Below are 15,794 nucleotides of genomic sequence, written 5' to 3' on the forward strand. Positions count from 1 at the left end.
AGCCCGTCTGCCGGCGCGGCACGGCCCGCACCCTCTAGACGACGAATGCCATCGCGCACGCCGCCATCGCCACCGCGCACAGCACCGCCGCGGCGGCGTGCCGGGGGGCGAGGGCGGGCGGACGGCCGGTCGCGGTCAGCGCGCGAATACGGTGGTGGGCGGTCCACAGGAAGCCCAGCCAGAACAGACAGCCGAGCGCGAAGACGACGATCCCGGTGGCGGACACCCCGCCCCGCAGGGCCCCGCGCAGGGCGAGCACGGTGACGACGGCGTACGACAGCGTCGTACGGCGCCACGCGAGCCGGGTCCGCTCCGGTTGCAGCCCCGGGTCCCGGTCCCGCTCGGCGGTCATCCGTCCCATCCGGCCAGCACGACGACGACCATCGCGACGGCCACCACCGCGACGACGAGGCTCAGCAGCACCGGGAACCGGGACACCGGCAGGTCCTCGCCCTTGCGCATCGCCCGCTCGCAGCGCACCCAGTGGTTGACCGCGCGCAACGAGCACAGCACACCGGCCCCGAGCAGGGCGAGCGCCAGCCCCACGCGCCACCCCCAGGGCAGGTCCGGCAGGAACTGGTCCACCGCGAAGCCCCCGCCGATCAGCGCGAGAGCGGTGCGCAGCCAGGCCAGGAACGTCCGCTCGTTCGCCAGCGAGAACCGGTAGTCGGGGGTGGTTCCCTCCTCCCGGACGGCCGCGGGAGCGAACCACAGCCGGACGTTCCGCACGAGTTCGATCACGTGCTGGACCCTACCGGGGCCTCACCGGCCTGCCTCGAACGCCCTCAGCCTCTCGTACGCCGTCAGGCCGTCCGGCGTCCACTCCCACTCGGTGAGCCGCCGCTGCAGCTCCTCCTCGGTCAGGAAGTCGTGCCACTGGATCTCCTCCACCTGCGGACGTACCGGAAGGTCGCAGCGCACCTCGTACACCGCGGACCACCAGCCGTGCCCGGCGCCGTCGTCGTACAGGAACTTGAAGCGGAACTCCGGCTGGGGGAGGCCGGACACCCCCAGCTCCTCCTCCGCCTCGCGCAGCGCCGTCTCGTCGTAGGACTCGCCCGCGCCCACGACGCCGCCGACGAACATGTCGTACAGGGACGGGAAGACGAGCTTGGTGGCGGTGCGGCGGTGGACGAAGACCCGGCTGGCCGCGTCCCGGGCCAGGATGAAGGCACAACGGTGGCGCAGCCCCTTGGGCGTACGCCTCACCGCGTGGGCGCTGGGCGACGACCCGGTCGTGCTCGTCGACGATGTCGAGGATCTCGTCAGCAGGGTTCATGCGGCCCATCCAAGCAGGGCCGTGACATGCGGCGGGAGGTCAGTGTGGCTGGAGATCCCGCGCCGGCTCCTCCTGCGCCGCGCCGGTCGGCATCGCCGGGTGCAGTCCCAGGAGCACGATGCCCAGGATCACGCCCGCGAGCCCCGCCGCCTGCCAGGCCAGCGCCCCCGCGTCGGTGCGCAGCCGGTCGCCGAGGAAGCCCACCCCGCAGAGGATGCCGGCGAGCGGCTGGGCCGCGGTGAGCGCGGGCAGCGACATGCGCAGCGGCGCGGTCTCGAACGCGCTCTGCACCAGGATCAGCCCGCTGACGCCGAGCACGAGCACGCCGTACGGCTGCCAGCCGCTGAGCACCTCGGTCAGGCCGCCCTCGGAGAAGCGCTCCCCGCTCACCCGGGTCAGCGAGTCCTGCACGCCGTACAGCAGTCCGGCGGCGAGGGCCAGCAGCAGCGGGGCGGCCGTGTTCAGCCGGGCGTGCTTGGCGAAGGCCGTGAGCAGCAGGGCCGCGCCGATCGTCAGGCCGATGATCAGCCAGTGGCGCAGGGGGTCCGTGACGGCGTTCCCGCCGCGCGGCTGGCCCGCCACGATGAACGCGCTGACGCCCCCTGCCAGCAGTACGAGCCCCGCCCAGCCCTGGCGGCCCAGCGGCTGCTTCGTCTGGTGCCGGGAGAGGGCGAGCGCGAACAGCAGGTTGGTGGCGAGCAGCGGCTCGACCATGGAGATCTCGCCCTGCCCCAGGGCGATCGCGCCCAGGACCATGCCGATCACCATCAGCGCGGTGCCGAACAGCCAGCGCGGCACCTTCATCAGGTCGAGCAGCAGCCGGGGGGTGAGGAAGTCGCTGAGGGGTGCCTTCTGGGCGACGTTCTGCTGGAGCACGAACCCGAAACCCAGACAACAGGCCGCGCTCACGGCGAGAATCACAATCAGAACCGACACGCTGCGTACCTCGATCATCCGGCCGGGCCACGGGGTGCGTAATGGCCGACTGTAGCGTTCCAGGACCCGGCGTGCCCCGGGAGTACCCGGAACCGGGCAAGTTGAAGCGGTCACGATGCCCCAGGCAGCCGCGGGAGGGCAAACGGGGCGGAAGCGGGACCGTACGGCCATGCTCCGACGACCGGGCGCATGACGCCATGGCGTACGCCACAGAGAATTCGGCGACGCGCGCGAGAAGCCCTCCAATGACGTACGGCGAGGACCTCTCACGCCCGAAGTCATTACGGAACGCTGACCGGTCCCCCCGACCCCTGGCCTCGTGGGCGCCGTCGGTGCTCGAATGAATCCGTGAACCCCGAACAACCCGCACAGCGGCCCCCGTCGGAGGGCGGCCGTCCCGTCGGCCGGCGTGTCTTCCTCGGCACCCTCGGCCTGGGCGCCCTCGGCGTGGTCGCCGCGCCCACCGTGCAGCGCGGCATGGAGGCCGTCCTCGGCACCGTGTCCGGCAAGGACCCCACGGGCCTGACCGGCCTGCTCCCGAACGGCGGCGGCTTCCGCTACTACTCGGTCGCCGCGTCCGTACCGTACAAGGGCCCCGTGAACTACCGGCTCAGCGTCGACGGGCTCGTGGACCACCCGCGCGCCTACACCCTCGCCGAGCTGCGCGCGCTGCCCCGGACCCGGCTGGTCCGGGACGTCCAGTGCGTCACCGGCTGGCGTGTCCCGGACACCCCGTTCGAGGGCGTCCGGCTGGCGCACCTGCTGGACCTCGCGGGCGTGCGCACCACTGCCAGGGCGATCCGCTTCACCTGCTTCGACGGCACGTACAGCGAGAGCCTCACCCTCGACCAGGCCCGCCGTCGCGATGTCCTGGTCGCCCTGCGCATGCAGGACAAGGACATCGGCCACGACCACGGCGGTCCCGTCCGCCTCTACGTCGGCCCCATGTACTTCTACAAGTCCGCCAAGTGGCTCTCCGGCATCACGGTCACCGACCGGGTCGAGCCGGGGTACTGGGAGAAGCTGGGCTACGACGTCGACGCCTGGGTCGGCCGCTCGAACGGACGGACCGATGAGCCTACGAGCTGAGGTCCGGGCCGACACCGGGCGACTGCACCGCTTCACGGCCGCCGAGCGGTGGGTGCACCGTACGACGGCCGCGCTGATGGGCGTGTGCGTGCTGACCGCGGCCTGCCTCTACGTTCCCGAGCTCGCCGTGCTCGTCGGGCGCCGCGAGCTGGTGGTCCGTGTGCACGAGTGGGCGGGCGTCGCCCTGCCCGTACCGGTCCTGGCCGGCCTCGCGTCCCGCGCCTTCCGTGCGGACCTGGGCTTCCTCAACCGGTTCGGCCCGCACGACCGCGTCTGGCTCCGCGCGGCCCTGCACCGCGACAAGCGGCGCTCGTCGCGTCCCGCGGGCAAGTTCAACGCCGGGCAGAAGGTCTACGCCGCCTGGATCGCCGGGGCCTCGCTGGTGATGCTCGGGACGGGCGTGCTGATGTGGTTCACCCACCTCGCGCCGCTTCAGTGGCGCACCGGCGCGACCTTCGTCCACGACTGGCTGGCGCTGACCATCGGCGTCGTCCTGGCCGGCCACATCGGGATGGCCCTGGGCGACCCGGAGGCCCGGCGCGGGCTGCGCACCGGGACGGTGAGCCGGGAGTGGGCGCAGCGGGAGCATCCGCTGTGGCGGCCGTGAGCGCCGGGGGACGTGCGCCCGGCGGGCCCGTTCACAGCACGCTGGTCATGCCGCCGTCGACGTACAGCACCTGGCCGCTGACGAAGTCCGCGGCGGGGGAGGCGAGGAACAGCACCCCGCCCACCAGGTCCTCGGTACGGCCCCAGCGGCCGGCCGGGGTGCGGCGGCGCACCCAGGCGCTGAACTCCTCGTCCTCGACGAGGGGCCGGGTCAGCTCGGTCTCGATGTAGCCGGGGCCGAGCCCGTTGACCTGCACGCCGTAGGGGCCCCAGTCCGCGCACATGCCCTTGGTGAGCATCTTCAGCGCGCCCTTGGCCGCCGCGTACGGGGCGATGCCGGGGCGGACCACCTCGCTCTGCAGCGAGCAGATGTTGATGATCTTGCCGTGTCCGCGCTCCGTCATCCGGCGGGCCGCCGCACGGCCGACCAGGAACGCGCTGGTGAGGTTGGTGTCCAGGACGCGGTGCCAGTCCGCGTCCGTGAACTCCAGCAGCGGGGCGCGCAGTTGCACGCCCGCGTTGTTGACCAGGATGTCGAGCGGGCCCACCCGCTCCTCGACGTCGGCGATCCCGGCGGCCACGGAGGGGCCGTCGGTCACGTCGAACACCGCCGTGTGGACGTCCCCGGGCAGGGCGGCGGCCGCCTCGGTGAGGCGCTCGCCGTCCCGCCCGTTGAGGACCACCGTGCAGCCCGCCTCCAGCAGGCCGCGGGCCAGAGCGAACCCGATGCCACGGCTGGAGCCGGTGACCAGGGCCGTACGGCCGCTGATGTCGAAGAGGGGGTGGGCCGTCATCGCCGTAGCGCTCCTAGACCACGAGGGACAACACGAGCACCAGACCGCCCGCGACGACCGAGATGATCGTCTCCATGACGGACCAGGTCTTGACGGTCTGGCCGACCTCCAGCCCGAAGTACTCCTTGACCAGCCAGAAGCCGGCGTCGTTGACGTGGCTGAAGAACAGCGAGCCGGCGCCGATGGCGAGGACCAGCAGGGCCGTGTGGGCCGTCGACATGTCGGCGGCCAGCGGGGCGACGAGACCCGCCGCCGAGACGGTCGCGACCGTCGCCGAACCCGTCGCCAGCCGGATCGCCACCGCGATCAGCCAGGCGAGCAGCAGGGCCGGGATGGACCAGTTCTTGGACATGTCCAGGATCATCTGGCCGACGCCGCAGTCGATCAGCGTCTGCTTGAAGCCGCCGCCCGCGCCGACGATCAGCAGCACGCCGACGATGGGCACGAGGCCCTTCTCGACGGTCTGCGAGATCCGCCCCTTGGTGAAGCCGGCCGCCCGGCCCAGCGTGAACATGCCGACGATGACGGCCGCGAGCAGGGCGATGAGCGGGGAGCCGATGACGTCGAAGACGCGCTGGAGCGGCTTCGTCGGGTCGTCGACCGCGAGGTCCACCAGCGCCTTGGCCAGCATCAGGACGACCGGCAGCAGGATGGTGGAGAGGGTGGCGCCGAAGCTGGGGCGCTTCGCCAGGTCGTCGGAGGCGCGCTGCGGGAGCATGCGCTCCGGGGCCTGAACGTCCACCCAGCGGGCCGCGACCTTGGAGAACAGCGGGCCGGCGATGATCACCGTGGGGATGGCGACGAGGAGGCCGAGGGCCAGGGTGACGCCCAGGTTGGCCTTGACGGCGTCGATGGCCACCAGCGGGCCGGGGTGCGGGGGCACCAGGCCGTGCATCACGGACAGACCGGCCAGCGCCGGGATGCCGATGCGCATCAGTGAGTAGTTGCCGCGCTTGGCCACCATCAGCACCACCGGGATCAGCAGCACGATGCCGACCTCGAAGAACAGTGGCAGACCGATCACGGAGGCGATCAGCACCATCGCCCACGGCATCGCCCGGCCGCCCGCCTTGGCGAGGATCGTGTCCACGACCTGGTCGGCGCCGCCGGAGTCGGCGAGCAGCTTGCCGAGGATCGCGCCCAGCGCGATCAGCACGCCGACGCCGGAGACGGTGGTGCCGAGGCCGGTGGTGAAGCTGAGGATCACCTTGTCGAGCGGTGCACCGGCGAACGCGCCGAGCGCGAGCGAGCCGATGGTGAGCGCCAGGAAGGCGTGGAGCTTGAACTTCGTGATGAGCAGGACGATGACGGCGATGCCCGCCAGCACGGCTATGCCCAGCTGGGCGTTGCCGGCCGACGTGATCGGCTCGACGGCGTCCGCTGCCAGCATCTCGACGCTGAGTCTGGTCACGGGGGTTCCCTTGCAGATACGGGGACTGGGAAAGGAGGTGCAGTGGGGGGTTCGTCGCTGCGATGTGCAGCGTCACTGCGGTGTGGAGCGTTACCGCGGACCCACGGTGTGGAGCGCTACCGCGGGGTGGAGCGGGTTACCGCGGGGGTGTCGGGAAGTTCGGCCAGCGCCAGGACGGCCCGTTCGGTGATCTCCTCGGGACCGCCGGAGACGTCCACGGCGACTCCCGCCTCGTCCACCTCGAGCGGCTGGAGCGTGGCGAACTGGGAGTCCAGCAGTGCGGTCGGCATGAAGTGCCCCTGCCGGTGGGACATCCGGTCCTCGATGAGCTTGCGGTCGCCCGTGAGGTGCACGAACACGACGCCGGGGGCCGCCACCCTGAGGCGGTCTCGGTACGCGCGCTTCAGCGCCGAGCTGCTGACCACCCCGCCGAGCCCGGCCCGGCCGTGCGCCCAGGCGCCGATGGCGTCGAGCCACGGCCACCTGTCCGCGTCGTCGAGCGGGATCCCGGCCGACATCTTGGCGATGTTGGCCTGCGGGTGGAAGTCGTCGCCTTCGGCATACGGGACGCCGAGCCGGTCCGCGAGCAGAGGACCGATGGTGGTCTTGCCCGTGCCGGCGACGCCCATCACCACGACGACGTGGGGGGTACGCATTACTGCCTCGCTGTCTTCCTCGACACCAGACGTCGCTAACTGACGTCGGCCATACTGAAACCTATTAGGTACGACAAATTCAAGTGTCTGTGACATATAAGTCTGACTTTTTGCTGGGTGATCCGCTCTGTACGCTGAGTGCATGAGCACACCGGGCCGAGGGCTGCACGGCCGCGTACTGGACACCCTCGGCCCCGCGATCACGGCGGGCGAGTATCCACCGGGCAGCGTCCTGCGCACGGACGAGCTGGCCCAGCACTTCGAGGTGTCGCGCTCCGTCATGCGTGAGGCGGTGCGCGTCCTCGAGTCCATGCACCTGGTCGAGTCCCGCCGCCGGGTGGGCGTGACGGTGCTCCCCAAGTGCGAGTGGAACGTCTACGACCCGCAGGTCATCCGCTGGCGGCTGGCCGGCGCCGACCGCCCGCACCAGCTGCGCTCACTGACCGTGCTGCGGTCCGCGATAGAGCCCGTGGCGGCGGGCCTGGCCGCGCGGAACGCCACGACCGAGCAGTGCGCCGCACTCACCGAGTGCGCACTCGGCATGGTGGCCAACTCCAGCGGCCACAAGCTGGAGGAGTACCTGATCCACGACGTCGCCTTCCACCGGGTCATCCTCACCGCCTCCGGCAACGAGATGTTCGCCCGCCTCGGCGACGTCGTCGCGGAGGTCCTCGCGGGCCGCACCCATCACGAGGTCATGTTCGAGGACCCCGACCCGGCCGCCGTCACCCTGCACGTCCAGGTCGCGGAGGCGGTGCGCGCCGGCGACGCGGTGCGCGCCGAGGAGCTGACCCGTGAGATCACCGTGGGCGCCCTGCAGGAGCTGGACATCCTGGCGCCGTAGGCCTGGCGAAGGCCTGTCGCAGCCGTCCCGGCGGCCCGCGTGCGCCTGCGCGTCTACGCGTCTACGCGTCTACGCGTCTACGCGTCGAGGAAGTCACCGTCGACGTACACCCACGCCCCGTCGACCCGCTCGAACCGGCTCCGCTCCTGCAGCGAGCCACCCCGGTAGGAGGCCCGGAACGTCACGGTGCCGGTGGCGTGGAAGGCCGACCCGTCGCTCGCGTCGAGCACCTCGAGACCGGTCCAGCGCATGCCCGGGTCCAGGTCCAGCCGCGAGGGCCGGGTCCGTGGATGCCAGGTCCGCAGCAGGTACGCCACGTCCCCCTTCACGAAAGCGCTGTACCGCGACCGCATCAGCGCCTCGGCGGTGGACGCCGCGAGGACGCCGGAGTGGAAACGGCCGCAGCACTTCTCGTACGGCTCGGCCAGGCCGCAGGGGCAGGAACGCGTGGTCATACGGCCATTGTCCCGGACGTCACCGGGACTCCTCCCGGAGAGCCACCCGTGCACCGGCGGGCGGCGCGGCGCATCGTGCAGTGCAACGAGTGAGGGCCGCGACCAAACGGTCGCGGCCCTCACTTCTCTGATGTGTCCGAGGGGGGACTTGAACCCCCACGCCCGATAAAGGGCACTAGCACCTCAAGCTAGCGCGTCTGCCATTCCGCCACCCGGACCAGGTGTCTGTCGTGCGGGGTTTCCCTCGCGGCGACGAAGAGAACATTACCAGGCTTTCGGGGGTGTCCGATCACGCCCCTCCTCGGTGCCGGCTCCCGCGGCCCCCTTGGGAGTGGGGCGGGGGAGAGAGAGGATGAGGGGGACCACCAGCAGTGACCGTGGGAGGAAGCAGCGTGAGCGAGAAGGACACGGCCAGGGGCGTCACCGGCGAGGACGAGGTCGTGGACCTCTGCCGCGATCTGATCCGGTTCGACACCAGCAACTACGGCGACCACTCGGGGCCCGGCGAGCGCGAGGCGGCCGAGTACGTCGCCGGCAAGCTCGCCGAGGTGGGGCTCGAACCCCGGATCTTCGAGTCGCATCCGGGGCGCGCCTCCACGGTGGCCCGCATCGAGGGCGAGGACCCGTCCCGGCCCGCGCTGCTGATCCACGGGCACCTGGACGTCGTACCCGCCAACGCCGACGACTGGACCCACCACCCGTTCTCGGGCGAGGTCGCGGACGGATGCGTGTGGGGGCGCGGGGCCGTCGACATGAAGGACATGGACGCGATGACTCTGGCCGTCGTGCGCGACCGGCTGCGCAGCGGGCGCAGGCCGCCGCGGGACATCGTGCTCGCCTTCCTCGCCGACGAGGAGGCCGGAGGCACGTACGGCGCCCGATGGCTGGTCGACAACCACCCGGACCTCTTCGAGGGTGTCACCGAGGCGATCAGCGAGGTGGGCGGCTTCTCGTTCACGGTGGACGAGCAGCGGCGGCTCTATCTGATCCAGACGGCCGAGAAGGGCATGCACTGGATGAAGCTGACCGTGGCCGGCACGGCCGGGCACGGGTCGATGATCCACCGCGACAACGCCATCACCGAGCTGTCGGAGGCGGTCGCCCGCGTGGGCCGGCACAAGTTCCCGGTGCGGGTCACCAAGACCACGCGGGCCTTCCTCGACGAACTGGGCGATGCGCTCGGCGTCGAGCTGGACCCGGAGGACATGGAGTCCACCCTCGCCAAGCTCGGCGGCATCGCCAAGCTCATCGGCGCCACCCTGAGCAACACGGCCAACCCCACGCAGCTGAACGCCGGTTACAAGGTCAACGTCATCCCCGGCGAGGCCACCGCGCACATCGACGGGCGGTTCCTGCCGGGATACGAGAAGGAGTTCCTCGCCGACCTCGACCGGCTCCTCGGGCCGAACGTGCGGCGCGAGGACGTCCACGCCGACAAGGCCGTCGAGACCGGCTTCGACGGGCCGCTCGTGGCGGCCATGCAGTCCGCGCTGCTGGCCGAGGACCCGGCCGCGAAGGCCATCCCGTACATGCTCTCCGGCGGCACGGACGCCAAGTCCTTCGACGACCTGGGCATCCGGGGCTTCGGCTTCGCGCCGCTGAAGCTGCCGCCGGAGCTGGACTTCGCGGGCATGTTCCACGGCGTCGACGAGCGGGTCCCGGTGGACGGGCTCAAGTTCGGCGTGCGGGTGCTCGACCGCTTCATCGACGCGTCCTGAGGCGCGTTCCGCAAAAGGCGGCCCGTGCGGGGTAATTCGCTTACCCGTACGGGCGGCACTGAGAAGAGTGAATGCGACGATACGCTCGTATCTTGATTACTCCCTCCTCGTTACAGATGATGCGATCCGCCGGCTGGCGATCGCCTTTGCCAATGAGGAGGAACAATGCTCAAGAAGGTCGTCGCCGCCGCGGCTGCCACCGGTGGTCTCGTTCTCGCGGGTGCTGGCCTGGCCGTCGCCGACTCGGGTGCTCAGGGTGCCGCCGTGAACTCCCCGGGTGTCGTCTCCGGCAACGTCGTCCAGGTCCCCGTGCACGTCCCGGTGAACGCCTGCGGCAACACGATCTCTGTGATCGGCCTGCTGAACCCCGCCTTCGGCAACTCCTGCGTCAACAAGTGACGCCGACTCCCTGAGGGGCGTCTTCCGTTCGGCCTCGGGGCGTACACCATGCGCTCCGGGGTCGAGGGGGGCTCTCGGAACAACAGGAATCGGAACGACAGGAATCCGAGCAGGGCCGAATTCGCAGCAGAATCGGCCGACTTCGAAGGCAGGGGGGACACAACACATGCGACAGGGCACCCGCAAGGGACTCATGACCTTGGTGGCGGCGACCGGTGTCGTCGCGACCGCGGCCGGCTACGCCCAGGCCGACTCGGGAGCGAGCGGCTCCGCCTCCGGCTCGCCAGGCGTGCTGTCCGGCAACACGGTGCAGGCGCCGGTGCACGCGCCGGTGAACGTGTGCGGCAACACCGTGAACGTCGTCGGGCTTCTCAACCCGTCGGCGGGGAACCGCTGTGACAACCATGGCGGCGGCAGCTCCGCGGGCGGACACGGCGGCTCGCACGCCGGTGGACACACGGGCGGCTCGTCCGGCGTGGGCTCCGGCAACACGGTGCAGGTACCGGTGCACGCGCCGGTGAACGTGTGCGGCAACAGCGTCAACGTCGTCGGGCTTCTCAACCCGTCGGTGGGCAACAGCTGTGGCAACCACGGCGGCGGCAGCTCCGCGGGCGGATCCGGTGGGCACGGCGGCTCGCACGCCGGTGGACACACGGGCGGCTCGTCCGGCGTGGGCTCCGGCAACACGGTGCAGGTACCGATCGACGCGCCGGTCAACGTGTGCGGCAACAGCGTCAACGTCATCGGGATCGGCAACGCCGCGCTGGGTGACGAGTGCACCAACGGCGGCGGCTCCACCGGGGGCGGCCACCGCACCCCGCCCGGCGGTGGACACCAGAAGCCTCCGGGCGGCGGCCACAGCACTCCGCCGCCCCGGACGCCGGGCAAGCCTGGTCATCCCGGGCACCCGCACCAGCCGGGCACGCCGGCCCACCCCGCTACGCCGGGCAACCTGCCCTACACGGGCAACCGCGCCGGTACCCAGCTCCGGCCCGGGACGCAGCTCGCCCACACCGGCAGCGAGCTGCCGCTGGGCGTCGTGCTGCCGGTGAGCGCCGGGACGCTGCTGGCGGGCGCGGTGCTGTACCGCAAGGCGCGGGCCTCGGCGTAGCGCGCGAACGGTGGCAGACCAGCGCTGAGGCGTGAACGGCGCCGATGCGCACAACGGAGCGGGCCCCGCCGACACGGGGCCCGCTCCGTTTGTGCGTTCATGTGCCTTTTATGCGTTCATGCGCCTTGCCTCACGCGCCTTGCCTCATGCGTCCTGCCTCACCACGTGGCACGCACCTGGCGGATGATCCGCCGACGCAACCGCACCTTGCGGCTGCCGTCGCGCAGCAGGCTCAGTCGGTCCAACTCCCAGTGTCCGTACTCGGCATGGTCCGTCAGCAGGCGTGTGGCGTCCTTGCGGGACACCCCGCGCGGGACGTACACGTCGACAAATTCGTATTCCGGCATCGCATCTATTGTGCGGGCACGGTGCCGGTACGGATAGCGTCTGCACTATGTCTGATGCTGCGCAGCCCACCGCTGCCGAGGTACGTGCCGCCGCCGAGGCGGTCAAGACCGCGCTCGACCGCCACCTGGCCGCGGTCGAACGCAGGTCGGGGGAGGACGACCCGGCCGTCTACGAGGCGTTCAACGAGCTCGCCGCGGCCGCCGAGGCCTACGACGAGCTGCTCTACGACCGCTACGACGAGGTCACGCCCTTCGAGATCCCCGCAGCGGAAGACGCGCTGCCGCCGTACGCGGGCCCCGAGGAGCCGCATGCCCTCAGCGTGCTGATCCGCCGGGACTACGCCGTGGCGGAGCCGCAGCGGCTGCTGGCGCAGGCCCAGCGGGTCGAGGCGGTGGAGTACGACGACAGTGCGGGCACGGGCGCGGACACCGCGAGCACGGTGCACGGCGCGCTGGGCGTCCTGTTCGGCGAGTTCGAACCGGACGAGATCGCCTCCCGGCACAAGGAGTTCGGCCTGGAGGAAGGCGACTCCACGCTCTGGGTCACCGCCGCCGAGGAGCCGGCCGACCCCGGCGAGTGGCTGGAGGCGCCGTTCGACCTGATCGATCCGGAGCACGTGGTCTGCCGCTTCGATGTCAGCGCGGTCTTCGACGAGGACGAGGACGATCTCGACGAGGATCAGGACGACGAGTCCGGCGATCTCGAGGACGACCTGGATCTGGACGGGGACGAGGACTTGGAGCGGTTGGACTCGGATCGCTGACGCGGATGGATCGCTGACGCCGTGCGCTGACGCGTGTCGGTGACCTGGTTTGCTGACGCGTGTCGGTGCGAGGGTGTCGTGCGGGTCGAGGAACCCGCACGACACCCCGCGAAACCGATCAGTCGGACGTCGTCGGGACCTGCGTTCTCAGCAGCACCGCGAGGCGCGTCGTGCGCGGCTTGGCCGTACCCTCGGAGACCGCCCTCGGCAGCGCCTGTTCGACGCCGTGCACCACGGAGAGATGACGCTCGGCCCGGCCGAACGCCGTGTACACCCACGGCCGGTTGAGGGCCTGCGCCGCGTCGCCGGGCAGCACCACGACCACCGCGGGCCAGCGGCCGCCCGCCGCCTGGTGTCCGGTCAGCGCCCACCCGTGCCGCACGGACTGCTCCACCCGCTCCCTCGGTACGACGACGGGGGTGCCCGAGCACGACAGGTGCAGTCCCTCGGCGTCGGCCTTCACCACGTGACCGGGGAGCGTACGACCCGGCGCGGGCGAGTAGGCGATCCGGTCGCCGGGGTCGAAACCGCCGAAGCGGCCGGGTCCCGGGTTCAGGCGCTCCTTGAGAGCCGCGTTGAGGGCGCGGGTGCCCGCGGCGCCGCCGTGGCCCGGGGTGATCACCGCGGTCTGTTCGGCCGGGATGCCGATGGCCCGGGGTACGGAGTCCGCGACCAGCTGCACGGTCCGGTGCACGGCCTCGCCCGCGTCCCGCACCGGCACGATCACGATCTCCTTGCCGGGCGCCTCGACCTGGGACAGCTCGCCGACGCCGATGCCGGAGACGAGTTCGCCGAGGGGGCCCGGGTCGGGGGTGCGCGAGGCGATCTGCGGGCAGACGCGGGCCGCGAGGAGGTCGGCGAAGACCCGGCCGGGCCCGGCCGACCACAGCACCGCCGGGTCCCCGCTCAGCACGAGCCGGGCCCCGTCGGGCAGCGACTCCACGAGCATCGCGGCGCTCTCCACGTCGAGCTGCGGCGCGTCCGGCACGATCAGCAGATCGAGGTCCAGGGCACCCTCCGCGTCCCGGCCGGGCCCCTCGGCGCCGGAGAGCAGCCCCGGGACGGTGACCACGGAGTCATCGTCTTCCGCACCGTCTGCGGTCTCTGTGGTCTTTTCGGTCTGCGACAGCCCCGCGAAGCGGCGGCGCCCGTCCGGGGTGTGGCAGGCGGCGACGGCCCGCAGGCCCGCGGCGCGGGCCGCGGAGAGCAGGGCGGCCGGTTCGGCGCGGGCCGCCTCGCCGCCGGTGTGCAGCACGAGACCGTGACCGGCGACGGCACGCACCAGCTCGGCCGCGCTGCCGGCCGCCGCGGCGGCCGACTCCCACGGCTGTGAAGCTTCCTTGGACTCGGAGTTGAGGAGCCGGGCCAGGCCGTCGGCGAGGCTCTCCTCGGCGAGCGCGTACCGCTCCAGACCGACGAGGACGCGCACCGGCCGCTCCTCGTCGTCCTCCTGGTCGCCCTCGGCGTCCTCGGCAGGCCGGGTCTCCTGCCGCGCCGGGGCTCCCGGTTCCTCCAGGGCGTCCTGGAAGACCAGGGCCTCGCCCTCGGCGATCGTGCTCTGCACGGCCGCGTTCGGATCCGGCACGCCCCGCTGTTCCAGCGCGGCGCCGAGCATCGGCATCTCCAGCGCGGTGTGTCCCGCCAGCGCCGCCTGCTCCAGCAGCCAGACCGTCAGCGCCCGGCCCCGGCGCTCGTCGTCCGGACCGCACCCGGCGCCGAGCAGCGCCCGCGCGAACCCGTCGGCCTGATCCGGCCGCACACCGCCGAGCCGCAGCAACTGCCAGGGATCCTCCCGCAGTCGGGCCTCCGCGCCCTCGCCGAGGACCGCGGCGGCCTGGGGCGCGAGGGCATCCGGAGCGCCGCCGCCGGCCAGCACGTGCCGTACGGCCTCGACGGTCTCCGGCGCGGGAGCGGGCGCGGCCGACGCCGCGACCGGGGCGGGCTGCGGACGGCGCGCGGGCTCCGGGGCAGGCCGGCCCGGTGCCGGAGCCGGTTCGCCGAACACCGCGCCCGCGGCTTTGTCACCGCTCTCCACCGCCCGTACGGCCGCGAGCAGATCGGCCGCCGTGCCGCTGAGCTTCCCCCCGCTCGCGATGGGCGCCTTCTTCTCGGCCTTGCGCCGCGCGATCCGCTCCCGCTCGACCTGCTGAGCGGCAAGCTCGGCCTCGGCCTCGGACGGCTGGGCCGCGGCCTCGGCGTCACCGTCACCGGCCGTGGTGTCGGCAGTGTCACCGGCACCGGAATCAGCGGCGGCACCCGTCTCGGAATCGTGCGGGGTCTCCGGCGCGTCCGGGGTCCCCGGCTCGGCTTCCTCCGTGGTCTCCGGCTCCGGGCTCACAGCGTGCTCCAGTCGTGATCGGGATAGCGGTGCACGGGCGCCGACACATCGTCGAGCGCCCGGCAGATCTCGTCAGGAAGACTAAGCGCCTCCACTGACAACGCCGCCGCCAGCTGCTGAGCGTTGCGCGCTCCGACGATCGGGGCGACCACGCCCGGCCGGTCCCTGACCCAGGCCAGGGCCACCTGAAGCGGCGTCACCGCGAGCCCGTCCGCCGCGGTCGTCACCGCGTCCACGATATGGCTGGCGGTGTCGTCGAGGTACGGCGCGACGAACGGCGCCAGGTGCTGCGAGGCGCCCCGCGAGTCGGGGGGAGTGGAGTTGCGGTACTTGCCGCTGAGGACGCCGCGGCCGAGCGGAGAGGAGGGCAGCAGGCCGACGCCCAGGTCCAGGGCGGCGGGCAGCACCTCGCGCTCGATGCCGCGCTGGAGCAGCGAGTACTCCATCTGCATGCTCGCCAGCCGGGTCCGCGTGCCCGGCGCCGCGAGCTGCCACGTCGCCGCCTTGGCCAGCTGCCAGCCGCAGAAGTTGGAGACGCCGGCATAGCGGGCGCGGCCGCTGCTGACGGCGAGGTCGAGCGCCTGGAGGGTCTCCTCCAGCGGGGTGTCCGGATCGTAGGCGTGGATGTGCCAGATGTCGACGTAGTCCGTGCCGAGGCGGGCGAGAGAGGCGTCGAGCGCGGCGAGCAGATGGCCGCGCGAGCCGTCGAACCGCCGGTCGGGATCCGGAACGCTCCCCGCCTTCGTCGAGATGACCAGTTCCCGGCGCGGCACGAGCCCTTCCACGAGCTGCCCGAGCAGATACTCGGCCTCCCCGCCGCCGTACACGTCCGCGGTGTCGAGGAGGTTCCCGCCCGCCTCCCAGAACGTCTTCAGCATGTCCGCGGCGTCGTGCTCGTCGGTGTCCCGGCCCCAGGTGAGGGTGCCGAGTCCGATCCGGGACACGCGCAGGCCGGTGCGGCCGAGATGCCTCTGCTCCATGAACGCCGAGATTACTGGCCAGAGCTGGTGCCGTGGGTTGCCTGTGGACAACCGAACTCCCGGCGTC

17 protein-coding genes, 1 tRNA gene and 1 pseudogene are annotated in these 15,794 nt (G+C 72.0%); 7 read left to right on the forward strand and 12 right to left on the reverse strand.

Going from position 1 to position 15,794, the window contains the following annotated elements; all coding sequences use genetic code 11:
- Positions 1-34 precede the first annotated feature (34 nt).
- The 4 genes and pseudogenes from ABZ910_RS12235 to ABZ910_RS12250 form a co-directional block, all read right to left on the reverse strand.
- Positions 35-352, reverse strand: a complete 318-nt coding sequence (locus ABZ910_RS12235) for a DUF202 domain-containing protein (protein ID WP_361362861.1) — start codon at positions 350-352, stop codon at positions 35-37.
- A complete protein-coding gene (locus ABZ910_RS12240) occupies positions 349-741 on the reverse strand; it encodes a DUF202 domain-containing protein (protein ID WP_361362453.1) in 393 nt (130 codons plus the stop codon). Before ABZ910_RS12240 ends, ABZ910_RS12235 begins: the two co-directional genes overlap by 4 nt.
- Positions 742-762: 21 nt before the next feature.
- Positions 763-1,279, reverse strand: a pseudogene (locus tag ABZ910_RS12245) (NUDIX domain-containing protein).
- A 39-nt stretch (positions 1,280-1,318) separates the two neighbouring features.
- Positions 1,319-2,215, reverse strand: coding sequence for a DMT family transporter (locus ABZ910_RS12250; RefSeq protein WP_361362456.1), 897 nt, complete (start codon positions 2,213-2,215; stop codon positions 1,319-1,321).
- A 348-nt stretch (positions 2,216-2,563) separates the two neighbouring features.
- On the opposite strand from ABZ910_RS12250, the gene ABZ910_RS12255 reads away from it, so the two are divergent.
- Together ABZ910_RS12255 and ABZ910_RS12260 are read left to right on the forward strand one after the other, a co-directional pair.
- A complete protein-coding gene (locus ABZ910_RS12255; protein WP_361362459.1) occupies positions 2,564-3,304 on the forward strand; it encodes a molybdopterin-dependent oxidoreductase in 741 nt (246 codons plus the stop codon).
- Positions 3,288-3,911, forward strand: a complete 624-nt coding sequence (locus tag ABZ910_RS12260) for a cytochrome b/b6 domain-containing protein (protein ID WP_361362462.1) — start codon at positions 3,288-3,290, stop codon at positions 3,909-3,911. The genes ABZ910_RS12255 and ABZ910_RS12260 overlap by 17 nt, the downstream gene beginning before the upstream one ends.
- Positions 3,912-3,942: 31 nt before the next feature.
- On the opposite strand, the gene ABZ910_RS12265 is transcribed toward ABZ910_RS12260, so the two are convergent.
- The 3 genes from ABZ910_RS12265 to ABZ910_RS12275 form a co-directional block, all read right to left on the reverse strand.
- Positions 3,943-4,704: an SDR family oxidoreductase gene (locus ABZ910_RS12265; RefSeq protein WP_361362465.1), complete on the reverse strand. Its 762-nt coding sequence runs from the start codon at positions 4,702-4,704 to the stop codon at positions 3,943-3,945.
- 13 nt (positions 4,705-4,717) lie between these two features.
- Complete coding sequence (locus ABZ910_RS12270) at positions 4,718-6,115, reverse strand: gluconate:H+ symporter (RefSeq protein WP_361362468.1); 1,398 nt, start codon at positions 6,113-6,115, stop codon at positions 4,718-4,720.
- Between the two features lie 116 nt (positions 6,116-6,231).
- Positions 6,232-6,771: a gluconokinase gene (locus ABZ910_RS12275; RefSeq protein WP_361362471.1), complete on the reverse strand. Its 540-nt coding sequence runs from the start codon at positions 6,769-6,771 to the stop codon at positions 6,232-6,234.
- Positions 6,772-6,913: 142 nt separating this feature from the next.
- On the opposite strand from ABZ910_RS12275, the gene ABZ910_RS12280 reads away from it, so the two are divergent.
- Positions 6,914-7,615: a FadR/GntR family transcriptional regulator gene (locus ABZ910_RS12280; RefSeq protein WP_361362474.1), complete on the forward strand. Its 702-nt coding sequence runs from the start codon at positions 6,914-6,916 to the stop codon at positions 7,613-7,615.
- 77 nt (positions 7,616-7,692) lie between these two features.
- Here the strand turns inward: ABZ910_RS12280 and ABZ910_RS12285 are convergent, their stop codons facing one another.
- Entirely contained in the window at positions 7,693-8,070 is a 378-nt protein-coding gene (locus ABZ910_RS12285; RefSeq protein ID WP_361362477.1) for a YchJ family metal-binding protein, read from the reverse strand.
- A 133-nt stretch (positions 8,071-8,203) separates the two neighbouring features.
- Positions 8,204-8,288 (reverse strand) — tRNA-Leu (locus ABZ910_RS12290).
- A gap of 174 nt (positions 8,289-8,462) precedes the next feature.
- Between ABZ910_RS12290 and ABZ910_RS12295 the strand changes: the two genes are divergently transcribed.
- The 3 genes from ABZ910_RS12295 (at position 8,463) to ABZ910_RS12305 (ending at position 11,298) form a co-directional block, all read left to right on the forward strand.
- Positions 8,463-9,788, forward strand: a complete 1,326-nt coding sequence (locus tag ABZ910_RS12295; RefSeq protein ID WP_361362480.1) for a M20/M25/M40 family metallo-hydrolase — start codon at positions 8,463-8,465, stop codon at positions 9,786-9,788.
- Positions 9,789-9,953: 165 nt separating this feature from the next.
- The gene (chpH, locus tag ABZ910_RS12300) at positions 9,954-10,187 is read left to right on the forward strand and encodes a chaplin ChpH (RefSeq protein ID WP_361362483.1); all 234 of its coding nucleotides are present in this window, start codon (positions 9,954-9,956) and stop codon (positions 10,185-10,187) included.
- 166 nt (positions 10,188-10,353) lie between these two features.
- Positions 10,354-11,298: a chaplin family protein gene (locus tag ABZ910_RS12305; protein WP_361362486.1), complete on the forward strand. Its 945-nt coding sequence runs from the start codon at positions 10,354-10,356 to the stop codon at positions 11,296-11,298.
- Positions 11,299-11,456: 158 nt separating this feature from the next.
- On the opposite strand, the gene ABZ910_RS12310 is transcribed toward ABZ910_RS12305, so the two are convergent.
- Positions 11,457-11,645 carry a DUF5703 family protein gene (locus ABZ910_RS12310; protein WP_030053310.1) on the reverse strand — a complete coding sequence of 63 codons (189 nt, stop codon included), beginning with the start codon at positions 11,643-11,645 and terminating at the stop codon, positions 11,457-11,459.
- Between the two features lie 47 nt (positions 11,646-11,692).
- On the opposite strand from ABZ910_RS12310, the gene ABZ910_RS12315 reads away from it, so the two are divergent.
- Positions 11,693-12,409, forward strand: coding sequence for a hypothetical protein (locus ABZ910_RS12315; RefSeq protein ID WP_361362490.1), 717 nt, complete (start codon positions 11,693-11,695; stop codon positions 12,407-12,409).
- A gap of 118 nt (positions 12,410-12,527) precedes the next feature.
- Here ABZ910_RS12315 and ABZ910_RS12320 read toward each other — a convergent pair whose 3' ends face one another.
- Together ABZ910_RS12320 and ABZ910_RS12325 are read right to left on the reverse strand one after the other, a co-directional pair.
- Positions 12,528-14,747: a helix-hairpin-helix domain-containing protein gene (locus ABZ910_RS12320; protein WP_361362493.1), complete on the reverse strand. Its 2,220-nt coding sequence runs from the start codon at positions 14,745-14,747 to the stop codon at positions 12,528-12,530.
- Entirely contained in the window at positions 14,744-15,727 is a 984-nt protein-coding gene (locus ABZ910_RS12325) for an aldo/keto reductase (RefSeq protein WP_361362496.1), read from the reverse strand. Before ABZ910_RS12325 ends, ABZ910_RS12320 begins: the two co-directional genes overlap by 4 nt.
- Between the last annotated feature and the right edge of the window lie 67 nt (positions 15,728-15,794).

The organism is Streptomyces sp. NPDC046805, from assembly GCF_040645355.1.
GTDB lineage: Bacteria > Actinomycetota > Actinomycetes > Streptomycetales > Streptomycetaceae > Streptomyces.

Coding starts and splice junctions, on each gene's coding strand:
- ABZ910_RS12265 (WP_361362465.1), bottom strand. CDS start 4,704: ATGACGGCCCACCCCCTCTTCGACATCAGCGGCCGTACGGCCCTGGTC.
- ABZ910_RS12325 (WP_361362496.1), bottom strand. CDS start 15,727: ATGGAGCAGAGGCATCTCGGCCGCACCGGCCTGCGCGTGTCCCGGATC.
- ABZ910_RS12235 (WP_361362861.1), bottom strand. CDS start 352: ATGACCGCCGAGCGGGACCGGGACCCGGGGCTGCAACCGGAGCGGACC.
- ABZ910_RS12310 (WP_030053310.1), bottom strand. CDS start 11,645: ATGCCGGAATACGAATTTGTCGACGTGTACGTCCCGCGCGGGGTGTCC.
- ABZ910_RS12260 (WP_361362462.1), top strand. CDS start 3,288: ATGAGCCTACGAGCTGAGGTCCGGGCCGACACCGGGCGACTGCACCGC.
- ABZ910_RS12275 (WP_361362471.1), bottom strand. CDS start 6,771: ATGCGTACCCCCCACGTCGTCGTGGTGATGGGCGTCGCCGGCACGGGC.
- chpH (WP_361362483.1), top strand. CDS start 9,954: ATGCTCAAGAAGGTCGTCGCCGCCGCGGCTGCCACCGGTGGTCTCGTT.
- ABZ910_RS12285 (WP_361362477.1), bottom strand. CDS start 8,070: ATGACCACGCGTTCCTGCCCCTGCGGCCTGGCCGAGCCGTACGAGAAG.
- ABZ910_RS12315 (WP_361362490.1), top strand. CDS start 11,693: ATGTCTGATGCTGCGCAGCCCACCGCTGCCGAGGTACGTGCCGCCGCC.
- ABZ910_RS12280 (WP_361362474.1), top strand. CDS start 6,914: ATGAGCACACCGGGCCGAGGGCTGCACGGCCGCGTACTGGACACCCTC.
- ABZ910_RS12305 (WP_361362486.1), top strand. CDS start 10,354: ATGCGACAGGGCACCCGCAAGGGACTCATGACCTTGGTGGCGGCGACC.